Below are 19,324 nucleotides of genomic sequence, written 5' to 3' on the forward strand. Positions count from 1 at the left end.
TCTAGCGAAAGCTGTCAAGTGCGGTCTTTCACTTGACTGGTTTCGCTGGATACAGGACACTCCATGAATGGATGTTGTTCTGAAACAGACTTAACTTTTTTGTGTCCAATATATTGACGTAGATCCAATTGTTGAATTTGGCTAATAGTTCACTTGAGGATCTCTTATTCAACCATCGGGTGATATCTTCCGAGAAATAAGCATGTTTTTAGAAGAGTGTATCGGATAAAAAGTATAAAAAGAAGTAAGCTTGTCTTTCTTTTACCTGGTCTTTTGGCAAAAGATGAATCAGTCATCGGAGAAATTTGGAGAGATTAGTTTTTGATTTAAGGCAATAACTTTTTAGTTTATGTAAGTTTCCTTAAATCCTTAATCCTTAACTCTTCTATGTAGCCCAGCAATAATCCCTTTTACTTTATAATAAACTCGAAACATCTTGTCCCAGCCGTTTAAAACAAAGTCCTGTACCCAAAATCCCTGAAACCCTTGTCACTACTCTCTTTCTTCAATCTCGAACGTAAAGAACTTCTTTTTAAACAGAGAAAAACGTGAACAAAAAGCGTGGGAAAAGGCGTGAAAAGTGATCAAAACGTGGCCAAAAATGTGTGAAAATGAGGGAAAGATGAAAGACTTTATTTTAAACGGCAACGAAGGAATGCGGGTTTGGATGGGGTGAAGGTGAAGGAGTATTTTTTAAATGGACAAAAATGTAGCTCAGCAATAAACCCTTGCACTTTACAATAAACTCGCAACATCTTGTCCCAGCCGTTTAAAACAAAGTTCTGTACCCAAAATCCTTGAAACCCTTGTCACTACTCTATTTCTTCTTTCTCGAACGTAAAAATCTTTATTTTAAATCGAGAAAAACGTGACCAAAAAGCGTGAGAAAAGCAGTGAAAAGTGGTCAAAACGTGACCAAAAAAGTGTGAAAATGAGGGAAAGATGAAAGACTTTATTTTAAACGGCAACGGTGGAATGCGGGTTTGGGTGGGGTGAAGGTGCAGGAGATTATTTTAAATGGACAATGATTTGTAACTTTGCAATAAACCTTTGAACCTCCCGCCACTTAAAATGTTCCGTTTTGAAGCGGGGGGGTTCTGCCACATGGACAAAAGCGTTCCCATAAGAAAAGTGGGATACACCAATATTTTGCAATTTGTTGCAAGAATCACTTTTGTCAAATTTGGTAGGCGAAAAATTGTCTTAATTGTGTGAATGACTGTCACCAATTATACATAAGAAGTATGTAGTGAAAAAGAAGAAAGATTGCTATAATTGCCCCTAGAGTAACCACTTGAGCGGTTACTCCTTCAAGCTTCGTAGCAGAAATCAGGCATTCAAGCCTTCATATAATTAGGCTGCGTAGTTAAACCAAAACATCACTTACTCAAAAAAGAAGTCTGTGTCTAGTGAGAATTGGAATTCATCTAAGAGGGGAATAAGATCATGAGCGACTATAACGCAGTATTAGCAAGAAATACGGAAAATGCACCAATAAGTTCTCTATATTCACAAACTGTAGCTTTCTCTCATTACAATAACCTTTCAGCTCAATTACCTATCGAACCCGAAACTGGTAAATTGGTAGCTGGTGGTATAAAAGAACAGGCTGAACAGTGCTTTAAAAATATCAAGGCAATTGTAGACAGTATTGATCATGTGATGAGCGATGTTGTTAGAATTACTGTATTCGTTAAGGATATCAAAGATATTGACGCTGTAGATGAAGTTTATAAAACATTCTTCACAACTTATGTTCCTACACGGACGGTAGTCGCAGTGGCAGATTTACCTATGGATGCTTTGGTGCAAGTCGAAGCACTTGTTTCACACGGTGAAGGTACAATTCCAAACGCCCCACAAGCAGGCGATCTCATAAAACTTACAAATAACACGGCAAATGCACCAATATGTGCGCTATCTACACAAACTGTGTCATTCTCTCATTACAATAACCTTTCAGCTCAATTACCGATCGATCCTAAAACGGGTAGATTAGTAGTTGGCGGTGTAAAAGAGCAGGCTGGACAGTGCTTAAAAAATATCAAGGCAATTTTAGAAAGTATCGACGTTCCTTTTGACGATATTGTGAAGATTAATATCTTCCTTAAAAACCTTTCAGATCTTGAAGCCGTAGACGAAATTTATACAACATTTTTCCCAGACTCGGCAATCGCAAGAGCCGTAGCCTATGTCCCTGCACGTACAGTAGTTGCAGCTTCAGCTTTACCGATGGATGCTTTGGTACAAATTGAGGCAGTGGTGTCACATGGAGATGGTACACCTCCACAAGCTATTGAAGACAGACATGGCATCGTTATCTGGGCAAACAACACTGAAAATGCACCAAAGAGTTCTCTATCTACACAAACTGTAGCGTTTTCTCATTACAATCACCTTTCAGCACAATTACCTTTGGATCCCCAAACTGGTGAATTGGTAGCTGGTGGTGTAAAAGAGCAAGCTGAACAGTGCTTGAAAAATATGAAGGCAATTGTAGAAAGTATCGACCACGATCTGGACGATGTAGTTAAAGTAAACATCTTCCTTGAAAATATCGAGGATATGGATGCGGTAGACGAAGTTTACACAACATTTTTCCCAGGCGGTGTTCCTGCACGAAGAACAGTTGGCGTATCAGCTTTGCCTCATGATGCTTTAATCCAAATCGATGCAGTTGTATCAAATGCTGAAGGAACACCTCCACAAGCATAATAGGCGCCATCCCTAAAATAAGAGCCTTTCACCCATAAAAGTGGTGAGAGGCTTTTGGATTTTGTCTAGGAAGTTGTGTAAGTGACTATCACCAATTAAATTCAAAAGAACAAATTCCTTGTTGAAGTTTGTTCTTTTTTATATGTTAAAATGCTAAGAGGTGATCATATTGAATGTAGTGATTATTGGATGTGGAAATATAGCAACTTATGTTGTCAATTCAATTGTAAATGGAGAGACTAAAGGGATAAAGTTACATACAATTGTCGGCACACCTCGTCGAACAGACTATCTACAGGAACTGTCAGCCCATGCTAACTGTCATTGGACAACGGATATTGACAGTTTGGAATGGGATGAAATTGATGTAATGATCGAGGCTGCGGGACAACAAGTGGTCAAAGATCATTTGCTGACCTTTGTTAAAAAAGGGAAACATGTTTTAGTGATTAGTATTGGCGCCTTAGTGGATCAAGACTTTTTTCAAACTGTCTATACAGAGGCTAAAAAGTCTGGAAGCCAAATTCTACTTCCTTCTGGAGCGATCGGGGGACTTGACGCCATCCGAAATGCTGCGATGGGCGAATTACGTTCAGTTGAACTCACAACGAAGAAACATCCCGACTCTTTAACAGGCGCGCCTTATATTATAGAAAATGGAATTGACATGGACCATCTAACAGAGGATCTTGTACTTTTTCGGGGAAGTGCGCTTGAGGCGGCAAGTGCTTTTCCGGAGAATTTAAACGTAGCGGCCGCCTTAAGTCTTGCGGGGCTCGGACCTGAACGAACGATGGTAAACATCATTGCAAGCCCTCATATTGAAATGAATACGCATGAAATTCAGGCAACGGGAAACTTCGGTAATCTTTATTTTAGATTCGAAAACAAACCATCGCCTGAGAATAGGAAATCTAGTTATCTTGTAAATTTAAGTGTCGTCAGAACGTTGGAGGATTTTTGTAGGAACGGCGGTTTGTTTTATAATTAAGTCAGTTGGAATGTGAAACAAGCAATTCCGGGAAATCCTTAATTATACAATTGGTTATAATAGCATGAATAGGGGAACTTTATTTTATCAAGTGTCCCATGAATGAAAGGATTCGAATTTGAAGATGAAAGATAATTTTTGGCATGAGTTACCACGGCCGTTTTTTGTACTGGCACCTATGGAAGATGTGACGGATGTTGTTTTTCGTCATGTTGTAAGTGAAGCAGCGAGACCGGATGTATTTTTTACGGAGTTTGCGAACACGGAAAGTTATTGTCATCCAGAAGGGAACGAAAGCGTGCGTGGCCGTTTGACTTTTACAGAAGACGAACAGCCAATTGTCGCTCATATATGGGGAGACAAGCCCGAATACTTTAGGCAAATGAGCATTGGGATGGCAGAACAAGGATTTCGGGGGATCGATATTAATATGGGGTGCCCCGTGCCGAATGTAGCAGTAAAAGGAAAGGGAAGCGGTTTGATCCTTCGTCCGGAAGTTGCAGCGGAGATCATCCAGGCAGCAAAAGCAGGAGGATTGCCCGTCAGTGTGAAAACGAGGCTTGGTTATAGTCATGTAGACGAATGGCGTGATTGGTTAACACACATATTGCAACAAGACATCGCCAATCTTTCCATTCATTTGCGTACACGAAAAGAAATGAGCCAAGTCGCTGCGCATTGGGAACTGATACCGGAAATTAAAAAACTTCGCGATGAAATCGCACCGGATACCCTTTTGACCATTAATGGAGACATTCCAGATCGCCAAACCGGTCTGGAACTCGTAGAGAAATATGGTGTGGACGGGGTTATGATCGGGCGCGGTATTTTTAAAAATCCATTTGCCTTTGAAAAAGAGCCAAGGGAACATAGCAGTGAGGAATTGCTCGATCTGTTAAGGTTGCAGCTCGACCTTCACGATCGCTATTCAAAAGAAAGCGAGCCCCGTCCATTCAAACCACTTCATCGCTTTTTTAAGATCTATGTGAAAGGTTTCCGTGGAGCGAGTGAATTAAGGCATCAATTGATGAGCACATCATCAACAGATGAAGTGCGTGCGATGCTTGATCAGTTTGGGGAAAAGTGAATAACATGAAATAATTTGAAAGGTGCCTGTGTTCGTTTATTATTGCGTAGGCACCTTTCATTTTTTTTGCATCTACGACTGCTAATTTAACAATTACAACTGCCAGCTACTTATTAACTAAAGTGCTGGCAGTTTTTTGTTTAACGTATATAGACTCTTGAAAAGGGGAAATTAAAACAAATAAAGATCCCTCATTCAAGAAGGATCAGCAAGCTCCATCTTCAAAGCGCTTAATAGGCATGAAGTTTGTTTTTAAGATTCAGAAAATTATTTTATCGTAAAATTTAAAACGTGTAAAGAGAATTTACAAAACCTTTACAAAAACCCTTATTTAAATTTACAATTCGACATTATTATTTACAAAGGTTAATAAATCATGTTGGAGGTACAACTATGAAATTTATTAGGAATATAACGAAAGGGCTATTGGTTATTTCCTTAGCAGTCATACTCACTGCATGCGGTAATAATAATAAAGAAGACACCGGATCGTCAAAAGAAGGTTTAGCTACAATCGCTATTTCTGGGTCTACTTCCGTAGGGCCTTTGGCTGAAAAATTAGCCTTTAAATATGAAGAAAACAACGATGTCAAAATAGAGATTAACCAGATTGGATCATCGGCTGGTATCACAAATGCAATCAATGGCGTATCTGAAATCGGTATGGCTTCCCGTGATTTAAAACAGGAAGAGATCGACAGTGGGTTAAAAGAAATAGTCATTGCTTATGATGGAATTGTCGTCGTAACTCATCCAACAAATAAGGTGAAAGATCTTACACTGGAACAAGTGAAGACAATATTCACTGGTGAGGTGACAAACTGGAAAGAGCTTGGCGGTGATGACATGGAGATTGTGGTTGTTTCTCGAGAGGACGGCTCAGGTTCCCGTGATGCATTCCAGGAAATTGTTGACTTCTCATCAGGGGAGCTTGTGAGAAGCGCTATTATTGCAAGTGGAAACGGAAATATTAAAACGACTGTTGCAACAAATAAGCATGCCGTAGGTTTCATCTCCTTCGAATATATCGATGAGTCCATTTCAACGATTGACATTAATGGAGTGGAGGCAACAGCTGATAATGTTCTACAGCAAAAATATAAACTAGCGCGTCCATTCTTATTCGTCAACAAAGAAGAGAATCTAACGGATGCAGGACAACAATTCATCGATTACATTTTAAGTCCGGATGGACAAGCCATTGTTTCTGAAACCGGTGCGATACCGATTAACTAAATGGTGAATCGAATTTACGTCTGTCTTGTAAAAGGAATCTTGGAGGAATGCAGCCATGACAAGCCCACCTATTGAAAAAACGAACATAGGTAACGGTAAATCAAATAAAAGAAAATATCTGTTGGAAAGTTTATCATCAAAACTTTTCTTAATCTGTGCACTTCTATCAGTGTTGAGTTTGTTGTTAATCGTCGGATTTGTATTTTACAGAGGTGCTCATCCGTTTATAGCAGGAGGTTATAGCTTTTTCGACTTCATTTTCGGGGTAGATTGGGTGCCAAGTGAAGATAAATTTGGGATATTCCCAATGATTGTCGCTTCTATTTATGCAACAATTGGCGCATTAATCATCGGGGTACCCATCGGATTATTTACAGCAATCTTCTTATCAGAAATCGCACCTAAACGAGTTGCAAAAATGATTTCACCGGCCGTCCAGTTGCTTGCCGGGATTCCATCTGTTCTATATGGTGTTTTTGGACTTGCTATTATCGTGCCATTTTTGCAAGACAATTTTGGCTTAGCGAAAGGGCAAAGCTTATTGGCTGTCATTTTGGTATTAGCGATCATGATGCTTCCAACAATTGTTACGGTGGCTGAAACGGCAATCCGTGCGGTTCCAAAAACGTATCGAGAGGGCTCTTTGGCACTTGGGGCTTCTGAAATCGGCACCATTTTTAAAGTGGTCGTACCGGCAGCCAAGTCCGGTATTATGGCAGCCATTGTTTTAGGTTTAGGTAGAGCGATTGGGGAAACGATGGCGGTTATTTTGGTAGCAGGAAACAGTTTAATCACGCCTACAAGCCTGACAGACAGTGTCCGCCCGTTGACAACTAATATTGCTTTGGAAATGGGGTATGCTGCTGGCGTACACCAAGAAATGTTATTTGCAACAGGTATTGTATTGTTCTCCTTTATTTTGATTTTAAATTTTGTTTTAGCAAAAATTAGCGCAAGGGGTGCCAAATAAGATGAGAAATTTTAAGGATAACTTATTGCGCGGGCTTTTATGGTTTTCAGCATTCATAACGGTCGCTATTCTTGTGCTTATTGTAGGATATATTTTTTATAAAGGGTTCCCTCTCATTAATTTCGAATTCATCTTCGGCGATTATTCACCAACAGGCGGCGGTGGCATTTGGCCAATGATTGTTACAACCGTGTATACAATTGTGATTTCACTGGTGATTGCAACGCCTATTGGAATTTTGGCAGCAGTGTATCTTCAAGAGTACGCAAAGCAAGGGCGGCTTGTCAGAACAATCCGTTTTGCGACAGAAAGTTTAACAGGGATCCCGTCAATCATCTATGGATTGTTCGGAGCGGTATTCTTTGTGACGACTTTAAAGCTCGGTATGTCAATCATCGCTGCATCATTAACGTTGACCATTATCGTATTGCCAGTGGTCATCCGAACAACAGAAGAAGCATTGAAAACAGTGCCCAAGGCGTATCGTGAAGGTTCTTTAGCTTTAGGAACAACGAAACTTCAAACACTGATCAAAGTCATCTTGCCAAGTTCGATGCCTGGAATACTATCAGGAATCATTCTTTCAATGGGAAGGATTATCGGTGAGTCGGCTGCGATATTTTTAACTGCTGGAACAGTAGCAGCGATGCCCGCAAGCATATTCTCCTCTGCAAGGACATTAACGGTTCACTCCTATTTAGTGACACAGGAGGCAGGAGATATTCAGCTTGCAGCTGCAATTGGAATTGTGTTAATCATTATTATCTTGATTTTGAACTTCTCGGCTACGTTTATATCTAAGAAATTAAATAAAGCAGATTATTAATTTTGCACGACTAGGGTAGAGAGTTACTTGAGCGCACTTAGAAGCGAAGGAGGAAAATGGATCACTTATGAAGCAGTCAGAAGGAACAACGAAGATTAGCGTGAAAGACTTGGATCTATTTTATGGAGATAAACAAGCATTATTTAATGTATCATTAGATATTCAAGAAAAGAAAGTGACGGCATTAATTGGACCATCCGGTTGTGGAAAATCGACTTTTCTACGAACGCTAAACCGGATGAATGACCTAATCGACGGGGTGAAAATCAACGGAGATATTGTCATCGAAAACGAAGATATTTATAAATCGAATGATGTCATTAAACTGCGTACAAAAGTCGGAATGGTATTCCAAAAGCCGAATTTATTCCCGATGAGTATCTATGACAATGTTGCGTATGGACCTCGGGCGCAAGGGATTAAAAGTAGGAAAGAATTGAACAAAATTGTTGAGGAAAGCTTGCGTGGTGCTGCGATTTGGGATGAGGTAAAAGACCGTCTTAAGTCATCGGCGCTCGGTCTATCAGGCGGTCAGCAACAAAGAGTATGTATTGCCCGTGCTATTGCGATGAAACCGGAAGTTATTCTTATGGATGAGCCCACTTCGGCACTAGACCCAATCTCAACCTTAAAGGTTGAAGAATTGATTGCACAATTGAAAAAAGACTATACAATTGTAATAGTGACACACAATATGCAGCAGGCTGCAAGGGTATCGGACAAAACAGCTTTCTTCCTAAGTGGCGAGATTATTGAATATGATGTCACAAATTCCGTCTTTTCAAATCCGAAAGACCAAAGAACGGAAGATTATGTAACGGGTCGTTTCGGTTAAGTAAATGAAAGGGTGACTTTAATGAACGTAAGGAGAAATTTTGACAAGAACTTGCAAGAATTGCAAAACAAAATGAATGAGATGAACGCACTGACTGTATCTGCATTTGAGAAAGCTTTCAATGCATTTAAAACACAAGATGTTGAATTAGCTTTACGAGTCATTGATGAAGACACAGCCATTGATAATCTAGACCAAGAAATCAACCAATTTGCGGTATGGCTTATTGCAAAAGAGCAACCATTTGCAACGGATCTACGAAGAATTATTGCGTCATTAAAAATCACTTCTGACATCGAACGGATCGCCGATTTTGCAGTAAACATCGCGAAATCTACAGCTAAAATCGGAATAACAGAATCACTCATTTCAATTACAAATCTTGAGCAAATGAATGAGATTTCCATGAATATGCTGAAAAAGGCGGTTTCTGCGTTTATCGACGGAAACATGACACTTGCAAAGGAAGTCGGGGCATTAGACGATCAAGTCGACAACCACTATATGGAAACATATAAAAAAATCACTGAATATTTACGTATACATCCAGAAGAAACAACACAGCTGGTCCAATTGTTATTTATCAATCGTTACCTTGAACGTACTGCTGATCACATTACAAACATCGCCGAAAGTGCAGCCTATTTGATCAAAGGCCAGATCTATGATTTGAATCAATAACCATTTAATTGAGGTGGAATCCATTCATATTCGAAGGATTTCACCTCAATTTTTTATATAGGTAAGGTGACAAAGATCACAAAATAAATCCCCATGACAAATTATACTTAGTAGATAGGAAAGTTTAAAAGCAGATTTCTGATGAGGTGAAAAAATGTGGAATGTACAATTTGATATAAAAAGAATTCACATGTTGAAGGAACTATTCATTCGTTTGCGGCAGGGAGAATCGCCGGATTTGATCCAAGCGGATTTTGATCACTATTTTAAAAATGTGCGTGTTATTGACGTTTTGCTCATACAACTCGAATTACTAAATGGTGACTATGGGATTATGATGGAAGACGTTGAGAAGTTTTCTAGTCTCTATCCTCATTTACATCGTAATGAAAAGGAAATTTATCATCCAGGTCATCCAGTTCAAATTTTTAAAGAAGAGAATACTGCATTTCAAGTCGTTTTGAATCAAATTCAGTATCTTTTGAAATTGCTTGAAGAGGGGCAGCTAGATAAGATCAATGAATTAAAGCACCATATTTTTCGATTAGGTGAATTTCATAACCACTATAATCGTAAAGAAAAGCTCTTTTTCCCGCTGATGGAACGTTATGGTCACTATACGCCCATACGGACGATGTGGCTGGTGGATGATCAAGTTCGTGTCCTATATCAAGCTGTAAAAAAACAATTCGATTCACTTTCAGAGATGGATTTTACACGTTTTCGGAAAAGATATGATACATTTGAAAAAAAGTTTAAAGCAATGATATTCCAAGAAGAAGCAATACTTTTGCCAATTGTTCAGTCGATTTTTAGTGAAGAGGATTGGTTGGCGATCGCAAATGAAAGTGCTGCATTTGGCTATGCGATCATCGAAACTCCTAAGGAAAAATGGATAGCTGCATCTAATAAGACAGTTAGTGAAACACCAGCAACTCAAAACCTCGTTTTGGGCGGCGGTGGTTACTTAACAACAGAAGAAGCTAGGCTCGTTTTAAACCATTTGCCACTGGAAATCACATTTGTAGATAAAAATGATCTTTTTAAATACTTCAATGATATAACAGAAGCATCGGAAATGATGCTCGTGCGAACCCCGATTTCGATTGGGCGCAATGTGGCGAATTGTCATCCTCCTAAAAGCTTGAAGAAGGTGATGACATTAATCCGTGATTTTAAAACAGGCAAACGAACTGCTGAAAGTATGTGGTTCAAAAAGAAAGATCAATACATCCACATAACTTATAAAGCGATTTTTAATGAGGAAGGTGAATTTTTAGGCGTATTAGAATATGTCCAAGATATTCAGCCTTTCTTTGATTTGCCTCGTGTAGTCAAAACGGGACTTACTAAAATTGATGAATAAATAAAATTTGTAATGAAACTTAAATTGGCTTCGTATCTTATTGGTATGGAGTCATTTTTTTGTTGTGGCAGTTGAAGGAATAGTTAGCGTAATAGGAGGGGGAATATTTGAAAACTAGATGGTATGCAGGCTGGAAAAATGGAGTAAAAGATGGCCTACTATAAGGAGCAATTTGTATTCGATGATGGTAAACCGATTCCAATTATAATTCGCAACTATATGGCTTCCGATCTCGAAGGGATGATCGAATTACAGGCAAAATGTTTTCCACCGCCTTTTCCTACCGATCTTTGGTGGAATGAAAAGCAGCTTCAAAACCATGTTTCTCTTTTTCCAGAAGGGGCAATCTGTGTAGAAGTTGAAGGGGAAATAGTTGGTTCGATGACAGGGCTTCAGGTACAGTTCGACCCGAAAAACCCGATGCATACATGGGAAGAGATAACGGACAATGGGTATATCTGGAACCATGATCCGAACGGCAATACGTTGTACGTTGTTGACATTTGTACTAGCCCCCTGTATCGAAAATTAAAGCTTGGCCAACAGATGATGCAAGCGATGTATCAAACGGTCGTAGCGCTAAAGCTTGAACGATTAGTGGGCGGGGGACGTATGCCGGGGTATCATCGGTTTGCAGATGAGATGACTGTAGAACAATATGTGCAGGCAGTTGTAAAAGGCGACATTCACGATCCGGTTGTTACATTTTTACTGCGTTGTGGGAGGATGCCGCTTGCGCTTATTGAAAATTATCTTGAAGACGAAGAATCACACAACTATGCATTATTAATGGAGTGGAAAAATCCGTTTCATAGATAAGGAGGGAAAATGGACTATATTCATATTGATCATTAGGGCTGGCTAGAAAGTCTGTAAAACGGACCTTCTATGACAGTCTTTTTTTATTTTTAAATTACTCTTTACCACATATAAACAGGAATTTGTGCGGATATCGACAAATTGATATTCGATTAATATGATAAAATATTCTTATAGTAAGCTTTCAAAATGATAACAGACAAGGAGCAGTGGACTCATTGAGGAAGAAGGGTTTATTCGCAGTACTAGGCTTATCGCTACTATTACTGTTAGCGGCTTGTAACAACAGTGCATCTAATGAACAAGATGCACAAGACGAGCAAGATACACAAGATATAAAAGAAATGGTTCATGAATACAGTACGGGCAGTTTTGACGATGTAACCGCGTCTATTACATCACACGAACTGATCGTGACGGATAATGGTAAAGAAACGTCAATTCAACTGCCAGAGGAAGAATTTTTTATTTCAATCGCACCATTTGTCGAGACGACACATCCTTGCGCAATTCACAGTTTAACAGGCTGCCAAGGAGAATTAGTTGGACAAGAATTCAATGTTTTTATTCAAGATGAAGAAGGCAATGTCGTTGTCGATGAAATCATGACGACCCCGGCAAATGGATTTATCGATCTTTGGTTGCCGCGCGATCAAACATTTCAAGTGAAAATCGAGCATGATGGAAAAACAACAGAATCCGAAATTTCCACATATGAAGGCGATGACACTTGTGTCACAACGATGCAGCTAACGTAATATTTTTTAAATATACACGTGTACCTTCCCAAGTCTACTTTTTAAAGATCCTAGTAGATTTGGGGAGTTTTTGTTTTTCACTTAAATCCCCCAGTAACAATCGTTCGACTAACTGTCACTCTGCGATATGAAAATTCATCTTGACAATCTAAATTCAGTAGAATACACTTTTGGAGTAATAGGTTACACTATTACTTTAGAAAATCATTATTAGTGTAACTCTTTGAAATTTAGAAACCGGTAAGCCATATTTTTTTATCATATGTAGGTAACCGGTTACACATTGAGGGAGGACTTTGACACGCGAAAAAGGGCTTAAATATAAAGAAAATGTACAAGTAAACAATGCGATTGCAATATTTTTTGTCGATAATGTGTAACCGGTTACCTATTTTCTGAAAAATGAGGAGGATTTATTGTGAGTATACTTTGGGGAATATTCGGATGTGCAGTGATTATATTTTTAGCATATCTTATGTCTGAAAACAAAAAGCTGATAAATGTTCAAACAGCGTTAATTGGGTTCTTTGCGCAGGTCCTTTTAGGATTTATCGTCCTTAAATGGGGAGTTGGAATGGCAGTTGTTGAGTTTGTTTCTGATGGCGTAACGAAAATTATGGCGTATGGGGGAGAAGGTCTATCCTTCGTATTTGGATCTTTAGCAGATAAAAACGGTCCGGTTGGATCTGTATTTGCGATTAATGTATTAACGATTATGATTTTCTTATCAGCTCTTATCTCACTTTTATATTATTTTGGCATCATGCAATTATTTGTCAAAGTGCTAGGTGGACTAATTTCCAAGTTTATGAAGACGGGCTATGTAGAATCGACGAATGCAGCGATGAATATCTTTTTAGGGATGACACAATCCGCGATTTCCGTTAAACCGTATATTAGTCGAATGTCAAGATCACAAATCTTTGCCATTATGGTTGGTGGATTAGCTTCCGTTTCAGGAGCCGTATTAATCGGTTTAGCTGCGATGGGTATTCCAATCAAATATTTGCTGTCCGCGGCGATTATGTCCGCGCCTGCAGGTTTAATGATGGCAAAGCTAGTCATTCCCGAAACAGATCCACTCAATCCAAACGAATGGAAAGAGATGGACGGTTACATGGGTGAATCTAAAAAAGACACGAACATTATGGATGTCATTATTACTGGTTCCCGAGAAGGGTTGAGCCTTGCTATCAATGCAGGTATCATCTTAATTTCCATTATTGGACTTGTTGCATTGTTAAATGGAATTTTAGGCGGAGTAGGATCGTTAGTTGGATTCCCTGACCTTTCTTTTGAGACGATTATGGGATACATCTTTGCACCAATTGCTCTCATCATCGGTATTCCTTGGAGTGAAGCGCTAGCCGCTGGAAACTTACTTGGACAAAAAATGATTTTAAATGAATTTGTTGCTTTTACATCACTTTCGACAATGATTGATCAATTCTCCGAAAAATCAATTGCAATTTTAACATTCGCACTATCTGGTTTTGCGAATATTGGATCAATCGGAATCATTTTAGGGATTATGATCGGCGTAGCACCGAACCGTAAAAAAGATATTCAAGATATGGCTTTTAAATCACTGATTGCCGCAACTTTAGCCAACTTGCTAAATGGAGCGATTGTGGGATTGTTCTTCGTCTAAACAACTGAACAGTGGATCATCTTGACTTACGACCTTTTGTCATGCAAACTATGTGTAACCGGTTACTGAAAAGATGGAGTGAATTGAAATGGTTTCGATTAGAGATGTTGCGAAACATGCAAGTGTATCCGTTGCAACCGTGTCCCGAGTGTTGAATGACAAAGGGTATGTGAGTGTAGAAACACGGAAAAAAGTAGAGGCCGCCATCGCGGAACTAAACTATAGACCAAATGAAGTGGCAAGAAGCCTTTTTAAAAAACAATCGAAAACGCTTGGGTTAATTTTGCCGGATATTATGAATCCATTTTTCCCGGAATTAGCCCGAGCGATTGAAGATACAGCAGCCAAACTAGGGTATACTGTCATTTTATGCAATTCTGATGAAGATGAGGAAAAAGCACAGCGGTACTTGGACATTTTGCTTCAGAAATATGTTGACGGTATCATTCTTGCCTCCAACACTATACGGGAAAAAACGATTCGAGAGTTGAATATACCTGTCGTTTGTATAGATAGGGAGATTAGTAAAGATATCCCAACGATCGTCGTTGATAATAAAAAAGGTGCGCGAACGGCCACTCAATTTTTAAAAGACAAAGGGCGTAAAAGAATTGCGCATATTCGAGGACCTTTCGATGTATCAAATGCCAATGAGCGTTGCGAAGGTTACTTAGGCATAGTGTCAAGTGAAGATTGGTTTACAGAAAGTTATATTATCAATGGAAACTACCATATGGAAACAGCAACAAAGGTAGCGCTTGCGCTTTTACAATCACACCCCGAAGTTGATGGAATCTTTGCTGCGAACGATACGATGGCGATTGGTGCGATGAAAGCGGCCTATCAGCACGGATTAAAGGTGCCCGAAGATATTTCGATCATTGGATTTGACGGCATTGCATTAGCGAAAGCATCGATCCCAGAATTGACAACGATCGAACAGCCTTTATATGCGTTAGGTCAGAAGGCCGCAAAGGTGCTCATTCAGTTAATTGAAGGGCAAGAAATAGAAAAATCATTTCATCAGTTTGATGTTCAATTAGTAGAAAGAGAATCAACGTAAGGAAGGTGGAATCATCATGGGACAAGCCCCTAAAATAACGGTCGTAGGCAGCATTAATATGGATCTCGTTACGATTACCGATCAATTGCCCAAAATGGGTGAGACGATTCTTGGACAACAGTTTCAAATGAATCCCGGCGGAAAAGGTGCCAACCAAGCGGTCGCATCCGCAAGACTTGGCGCGGCAGTTCAAATGGTTGGTTGCGTTGGAGAGGATCTCTTTGGAGAAGAGTTGCTCCAACATCTTCAAAACGAAGGTATTGATGTAAGCAATGTGGAACGGGTTCCAGATCAGACGGGAACTGCTTCCATTGTTGTTTCAAATAAAGATAACAATATTATTGTTGTACCGGGTGCGAATAACTATGTGACGGCTTCCTTTGTGGAAGCGAAGAGAGAGACAATCGCAAATAGCGATATTCTCATCCTTCAGCTTGAAATTCCATTGGAAGGTGTACAAAAAGCAGTTGAAATTGCAAAGGAAAATGACGTAACTGTCATTTTAAATCCGGCGCCTATTTGTGAGCTTTCGGCTGATTTACTTGAAAAAGTTGATTATTTAACACCGAACGAACATGAATTTCAGCATTTAAACATTGAGGGAAATCGTGCAGCACTCATTGGAAAAGTGATCCTCACAAAGGGAAGTGAAGGTGTTTCCTATTTTCAGGAAGGCAAGGAAATAAATATTCCGGCTTATCAAATTGATGTTGTAGATACGACTGGTGCTGGTGATTCGTTTAATGCTGGATTTGCCGTTGCACTAGGTAAAGGTTTAACTGTAGAAGCTGCTTGTCAATATGGAAATGCAGTAGCAGCCCTTTCGACAACAAAGCTTGGCGCGCAAACTGGAATGCCTACTAAAGGTGAAGTTTCAGCATTTATTAACCATACGAACGTAAAGTAAGAGGAGTGAGTGATTTGAAAAAGGTCATTATAGACGTTGACACGGGTGTGGATGACGCACTCGCCATTCTATATGCAGTTAATAGTAAGCAGCTAGACATTCTAGGGATTACGGCTGTTTCTGGGAACGTTCCGCTAGAACAAGTGAATATTAATACAAACAAAGTTTTAAAGTTATTAGCAGTAGAAGACCAGATTAAAGTGTATAAAGGCGCAGACCGTCCACTTCTAAAAGAGCCTTATCATGAGTTCAGAGTACATGGAAATGACGGTATCGGCGGGGCACTTGACCATATTGACATAGATATACCTGAAAATGAAGTGTTTGCTCCGGACTTTATCATTGAGCAAGCAAAAAAATATAAAGGTGAACTTACACTTATTGCGGTTGGCCCGCTAACAAACGTTGCGCTAGCAGTTCGTAAAGAGCCAAGATTAGCGGAGTGGCTAAAAGAAGTTATCGTTATGGGCGGCCTAGTCCAATCAGCGGGAAGAGGAAATACAATCCCAACATCTGAATTTAATATTTTTGCGGATGCAGAAGCGGCAAAAATTGTTTTCCATTCAGGGATGAATATTACGTTAGTGAGTTTAGACGTAACGAGACAAGTGTTATTGACAGAAGAGCATATTGAGGAATTACAGGGTTCCAAGTATTATGATTTTGTTAAGAACAGTACTGTCGACTACAGAAATTTTTCTATTAACCTCTACGGCATAAATGGTTGTGCGTTGCACGATCCATTATCAGTTGGTGTTGCTTTAGATCCGGACATCGTTCAAAGAGAAAAATATTATGTTGATGTAGAGACACAAAGCGAATTAAGCTATGGCCAAACGATCTGTGATTTTAGAAATCTCCTGAAAAAAGAACCGAATGTCAATATTTGCGTCGGTGTGGATCATGAAAAGTTCCTTCAAACATTCCTAGATCATTTAAAAGGATAATATGAAAAAAGCTGGATTCCAATCGAATCCAGCTTTTTTCATATTAGTTATTTTCTTTTCCGCATCATATCAAAAGGCTTAACAGGCGCATCTACTTTCATTTTAACAGTCATCATCGCATTTGGTGCACGGTCAATTGGGTTTCCATCTTCATCCCAAAGAGCTTCAACCGTTTGATGCAGATGGGTGAAACCGGGACCGTAAAATTCGATTTCGTCTCCGATGCTAAACAGATTGCGTTGTTGGATCGTTGCGATCCCTGTTTCTTCATCATATGCTAACACTTGGCCAATGAAGGCATAAGCAGGGATTTTTCGGCGTTTGCCGAATAATTGCTCGTCTTCAGTCGGTGTGCCGTAATAAAACCCTACAGAGAGTTCACGCTGTGCCACTTTCCAGAGCTCGTCTTCCCACTCTTGCTTGAACTCGTAGTTATCCGGGTCATTGCAATAAGCATCGATCGCTTGCCGATAAACATTGGAAACTGTTGATACATAATGGATCGATTTCATACGTCCTTCAATTTTCAAGCTATCGATGCCATTTTCCACCAAGTCTGGAATGTGGCGAATCATCGACATGTCGACCGCACTCATGGAAAAGTCTTCTTCAGGATCGCCGCCTAAGACCGAATTTCGTTCATCTGGAAAAGGCATTTCGAATAATCCATATTTCCAGCGGCAAGATTGTGAGCAGCCCCCGCGGTTCGCATCACGATCGGCCATATGGTTCGATAATGTACAGCGTCCTGAATAGGAAATACACATGGCCCCGTGAATAAATGCCTCGATTTCCACATCCGTTTTTTGGCGTATTTCTTTAATTTCTTCCATGCTTACTTCTCTTGCTAATACAACACGCTCTAATCCCTCGGTATGCCAAAAGTTAAGCGTTTCGTAGTTCGTCGCAGAAGCTTGTGTGGATAAGTGAATTGGCAATCCTGGGGCTTCTGTTGCACAAATCTCAATTAATGCTGGGTCAGATACGATGACTGCGGAAATGCCGATATCACGCAATGTTTGGAAGAATTCGCCTGCACCCTCCGTATCTCCTTCATGCGTCACCATATTCGCCGCCACATATACTTTTGCATTGTACTTTTTGGCAAATTCTACGCCTTCGCGCATTTCATCATAAGTAAAATTTCCTGCACGGCTTCTAAGTCCATACTGATTCCCGCCAATAAAAACAGCATCCGCGCCGTAGATGATGGCAGTTTTCAACTTTTCAAGTGTTCCCGCTGGTGCCAACACTTCTGGTTTTTGTGTTATTTTTCTCATCTCGTTACCCCTAACTATTTAACATTGTTTGGATCTTTTAAGAAAAATCCTGTATCCAATGTTCTTTCTTTCGGATGAAGAGCAATCACTCGCTCATTTAAGCTTTCTTGTAATGCCGTTGTCCAGCCGTCTCCTGCTAATGCCCGTTTTGCTTCGATGAAAAGACGCACAATTTCAACAAAGTTATTGCCGCGTGTAAAGATGCCGTCTAATTTCCATTGTGTGATTCCCGCTTCCACTAATGATGCTAAATGAGGGAGAAGATTGAGATCATTCGTTGCGAAAACATGCGTTCCATGACTGTCTTCGAAAATCGAATAATGCGTATCAGGCTTTTTAGGTTCGGAAATGTAAAGGTCTTCCGAAGGCACTGTTTCTTTTGTGAAGTTAAAGTAATTTTCAAGGAGCGGACGCTTGGAATGGTGTATGCATGTTGCCCCATAGACCAATACCTCAACTGGAACCGTTACTTGGGACCCGATTGCTTTTAACTCTTCAAATGGTATTTCCCTTGCAAGAACGGCACCCACTGCACCACGTTTTGCCCAAAAATTAACTTGTCTAGCACTTGTGACCAATGTCTGGGCATCGTAAACATAAGGGATTGTTATGTCATGTTTTTTCATTAAATGAATCACACCAGGATCACCAACCGTAATGGAGTCAACGCCGACAGTTTGTAAAAACGCCAAATACGGAACAACCTTTTCAATCATGTCATTATGCATTAACGCATTTACCGCTACACAAACGCGTTTCTGATGCGCATGTGCAAATGCTGTGATCTCTTGGAGTTCATCTTGAGAAAATGCTATAGGTAAGCGCAATCCGAATTGCTCTTCTCCTATATACAAAGTATCAACCCCGGCACTAACCAACAATTTCGCTTGGTCAACTGACTCCGCAGTTGTAATTAGTTCAATCATTCACAAACCTCTTTTCATAAATCTAAAACTCAATAGGAGTAATTTTATCATAAAGAAAGAAGTTGAAGCTGTGAGGATTATCACAGTTTTATGGCTAAATGAGAGGAAAAAGCAAAAGGAGTTGATTCGTTCTATACAGGACGAATGACTCCTTTTATCTTTTGGGGATGTGACTGTCTGCCTAATTTGAAATTCCACTATAACGGTCGACTTTAAAAATATGAGAGGAATCCCTCATGGAATAGGATCGGTTTTTCTCCTATAAT

At 39.8% G+C, this 19,324-nt stretch carries 17 protein-coding genes; 15 read left to right on the plus strand and 2 right to left on the minus strand.

Going from position 1 to position 19,324, the window contains the following annotated elements; all coding sequences use genetic code 11:
• The first annotated feature begins 1,446 nt into the window (after positions 1-1,446).
• The 15 genes from AU377_RS14085 (at position 1,447) to AU377_RS14155 (ending at position 16,852) form a co-directional block, all read left to right on the plus strand.
• Positions 1,447-2,715: a RidA family protein gene (locus tag AU377_RS14085; protein WP_067408406.1), complete on the plus strand. Its 1,269-nt coding sequence runs from the start codon at positions 1,447-1,449 to the stop codon at positions 2,713-2,715.
• Positions 2,716-2,893: 178 nt separating this feature from the next.
• Positions 2,894-3,706, plus strand: coding sequence for an aspartate dehydrogenase (locus AU377_RS14090; RefSeq protein WP_253724505.1), 813 nt, complete (start codon positions 2,894-2,896; stop codon positions 3,704-3,706).
• 124 nt (positions 3,707-3,830) lie between these two features.
• Entirely contained in the window at positions 3,831-4,793 is a 963-nt protein-coding gene (locus AU377_RS14095) for a tRNA-dihydrouridine synthase (RefSeq protein ID WP_067408408.1), read from the plus strand.
• A 393-nt stretch (positions 4,794-5,186) separates the two neighbouring features.
• A complete protein-coding gene (locus AU377_RS14100) occupies positions 5,187-6,029 on the plus strand; it encodes a phosphate ABC transporter substrate-binding protein (protein ID WP_067408409.1) in 843 nt (280 codons plus the stop codon).
• Between the two features lie 55 nt (positions 6,030-6,084).
• Entirely contained in the window at positions 6,085-6,999 is a 915-nt protein-coding gene (pstC, locus tag AU377_RS14105; RefSeq protein ID WP_067408410.1) for a phosphate ABC transporter permease subunit PstC, read from the plus strand.
• Between the two features lies 1 nt (position 7,000).
• On the plus strand, positions 7,001-7,825 hold the full coding sequence (pstA, locus tag AU377_RS14110; protein ID WP_067408411.1) for a phosphate ABC transporter permease PstA: 825 nt from the start codon (positions 7,001-7,003) through the stop codon (positions 7,823-7,825).
• A gap of 67 nt (positions 7,826-7,892) precedes the next feature.
• On the plus strand, positions 7,893-8,660 hold the full coding sequence (pstB, locus tag AU377_RS14115) for a phosphate ABC transporter ATP-binding protein PstB (RefSeq protein WP_067408412.1): 768 nt from the start codon (positions 7,893-7,895) through the stop codon (positions 8,658-8,660).
• Between the two features lie 21 nt (positions 8,661-8,681).
• Positions 8,682-9,341 carry a phosphate signaling complex protein PhoU gene (phoU, locus tag AU377_RS14120; RefSeq protein WP_067408413.1) on the plus strand — a complete coding sequence of 220 codons (660 nt, stop codon included), beginning with the start codon at positions 8,682-8,684 and terminating at the stop codon, positions 9,339-9,341.
• A 154-nt stretch (positions 9,342-9,495) separates the two neighbouring features.
• The gene (locus AU377_RS14125; RefSeq protein WP_067408414.1) at positions 9,496-10,707 is read left to right on the plus strand and encodes a PAS domain-containing protein; all 1,212 of its coding nucleotides are present in this window, start codon (positions 9,496-9,498) and stop codon (positions 10,705-10,707) included.
• A gap of 150 nt (positions 10,708-10,857) precedes the next feature.
• Positions 10,858-11,526 (plus strand): GNAT family N-acetyltransferase, encoded by a 669-nt coding sequence (locus AU377_RS14130; RefSeq protein ID WP_067408415.1) that lies wholly within the window; start codon positions 10,858-10,860, stop codon positions 11,524-11,526.
• Positions 11,527-11,744: 218 nt separating this feature from the next.
• Entirely contained in the window at positions 11,745-12,284 is a 540-nt protein-coding gene (locus AU377_RS14135) for a CueP family metal-binding protein (protein ID WP_067408416.1), read from the plus strand.
• 418 nt (positions 12,285-12,702) lie between these two features.
• Entirely contained in the window at positions 12,703-13,935 is a 1,233-nt protein-coding gene (locus AU377_RS14140) for a NupC/NupG family nucleoside CNT transporter (protein ID WP_067408417.1), read from the plus strand.
• A gap of 88 nt (positions 13,936-14,023) precedes the next feature.
• Positions 14,024-14,998, plus strand: coding sequence for a LacI family DNA-binding transcriptional regulator (locus AU377_RS14145; RefSeq protein WP_067408418.1), 975 nt, complete (start codon positions 14,024-14,026; stop codon positions 14,996-14,998).
• A gap of 16 nt (positions 14,999-15,014) precedes the next feature.
• Entirely contained in the window at positions 15,015-15,905 is an 891-nt protein-coding gene (gene rbsK, locus AU377_RS14150; protein WP_067408419.1) for a ribokinase, read from the plus strand.
• Positions 15,906-15,919: 14 nt separating this feature from the next.
• The gene (locus AU377_RS14155) at positions 15,920-16,852 is read left to right on the plus strand and encodes a nucleoside hydrolase (RefSeq protein ID WP_067408420.1); all 933 of its coding nucleotides are present in this window, start codon (positions 15,920-15,922) and stop codon (positions 16,850-16,852) included.
• A gap of 47 nt (positions 16,853-16,899) precedes the next feature.
• Here the strand turns inward: AU377_RS14155 and AU377_RS14160 are convergent, their stop codons facing one another.
• Together AU377_RS14160 and AU377_RS14165 are read right to left on the minus strand one after the other, a co-directional pair.
• Positions 16,900-18,132, minus strand: a complete 1,233-nt coding sequence (locus AU377_RS14160; RefSeq protein ID WP_067408421.1) for a U32 family peptidase — start codon at positions 18,130-18,132, stop codon at positions 16,900-16,902.
• Positions 18,133-18,146: 14 nt separating this feature from the next.
• Positions 18,147-19,058 (minus strand): peptidase U32 family protein, encoded by a 912-nt coding sequence (locus tag AU377_RS14165; protein ID WP_067408422.1) that lies wholly within the window; start codon positions 19,056-19,058, stop codon positions 18,147-18,149.
• Positions 19,059-19,324 lie beyond the last annotated feature (266 nt).

Origin of the sequence: Sporosarcina sp. HYO08 (assembly GCF_001563475.1) — a bacterium.
Taxonomy (GTDB): Bacteria; Bacillota; Bacilli; order Bacillales_A; family Planococcaceae; genus Sporosarcina.

Bases quoted from the DNA above. Each gene is read 5' to 3' on its own strand.
- AU377_RS14160 (WP_067408421.1), bottom strand. From the start codon at position 18,132: ATGAGAAAAATAACACAAAAACCAGAAGTGTTGGCACCAGCGGGAACA.
- AU377_RS14130 (WP_067408415.1), top strand. From the start codon at position 10,858: ATGGCCTACTATAAGGAGCAATTTGTATTCGATGATGGTAAACCGATT.
- AU377_RS14145 (WP_067408418.1), top strand. From the start codon at position 14,024: ATGGTTTCGATTAGAGATGTTGCGAAACATGCAAGTGTATCCGTTGCA.
- AU377_RS14100 (WP_067408409.1), top strand. From the start codon at position 5,187: ATGAAATTTATTAGGAATATAACGAAAGGGCTATTGGTTATTTCCTTA.
- AU377_RS14125 (WP_067408414.1), top strand. From the start codon at position 9,496: ATGTGGAATGTACAATTTGATATAAAAAGAATTCACATGTTGAAGGAA.
- pstC (WP_067408410.1), top strand. From the start codon at position 6,085: ATGACAAGCCCACCTATTGAAAAAACGAACATAGGTAACGGTAAATCA.
- AU377_RS14085 (WP_067408406.1), top strand. From the start codon at position 1,447: ATGAGCGACTATAACGCAGTATTAGCAAGAAATACGGAAAATGCACCA.
- phoU (WP_067408413.1), top strand. From the start codon at position 8,682: ATGAACGTAAGGAGAAATTTTGACAAGAACTTGCAAGAATTGCAAAAC.
- AU377_RS14095 (WP_067408408.1), top strand. From the start codon at position 3,831: ATGAAAGATAATTTTTGGCATGAGTTACCACGGCCGTTTTTTGTACTG.
- pstB (WP_067408412.1), top strand. From the start codon at position 7,893: ATGAAGCAGTCAGAAGGAACAACGAAGATTAGCGTGAAAGACTTGGAT.
- rbsK (WP_067408419.1), top strand. From the start codon at position 15,015: ATGGGACAAGCCCCTAAAATAACGGTCGTAGGCAGCATTAATATGGAT.
- AU377_RS14165 (WP_067408422.1), bottom strand. From the start codon at position 19,058: ATGATTGAACTAATTACAACTGCGGAGTCAGTTGACCAAGCGAAATTG.
- pstA (WP_067408411.1), top strand. From the start codon at position 7,001: ATGAGAAATTTTAAGGATAACTTATTGCGCGGGCTTTTATGGTTTTCA.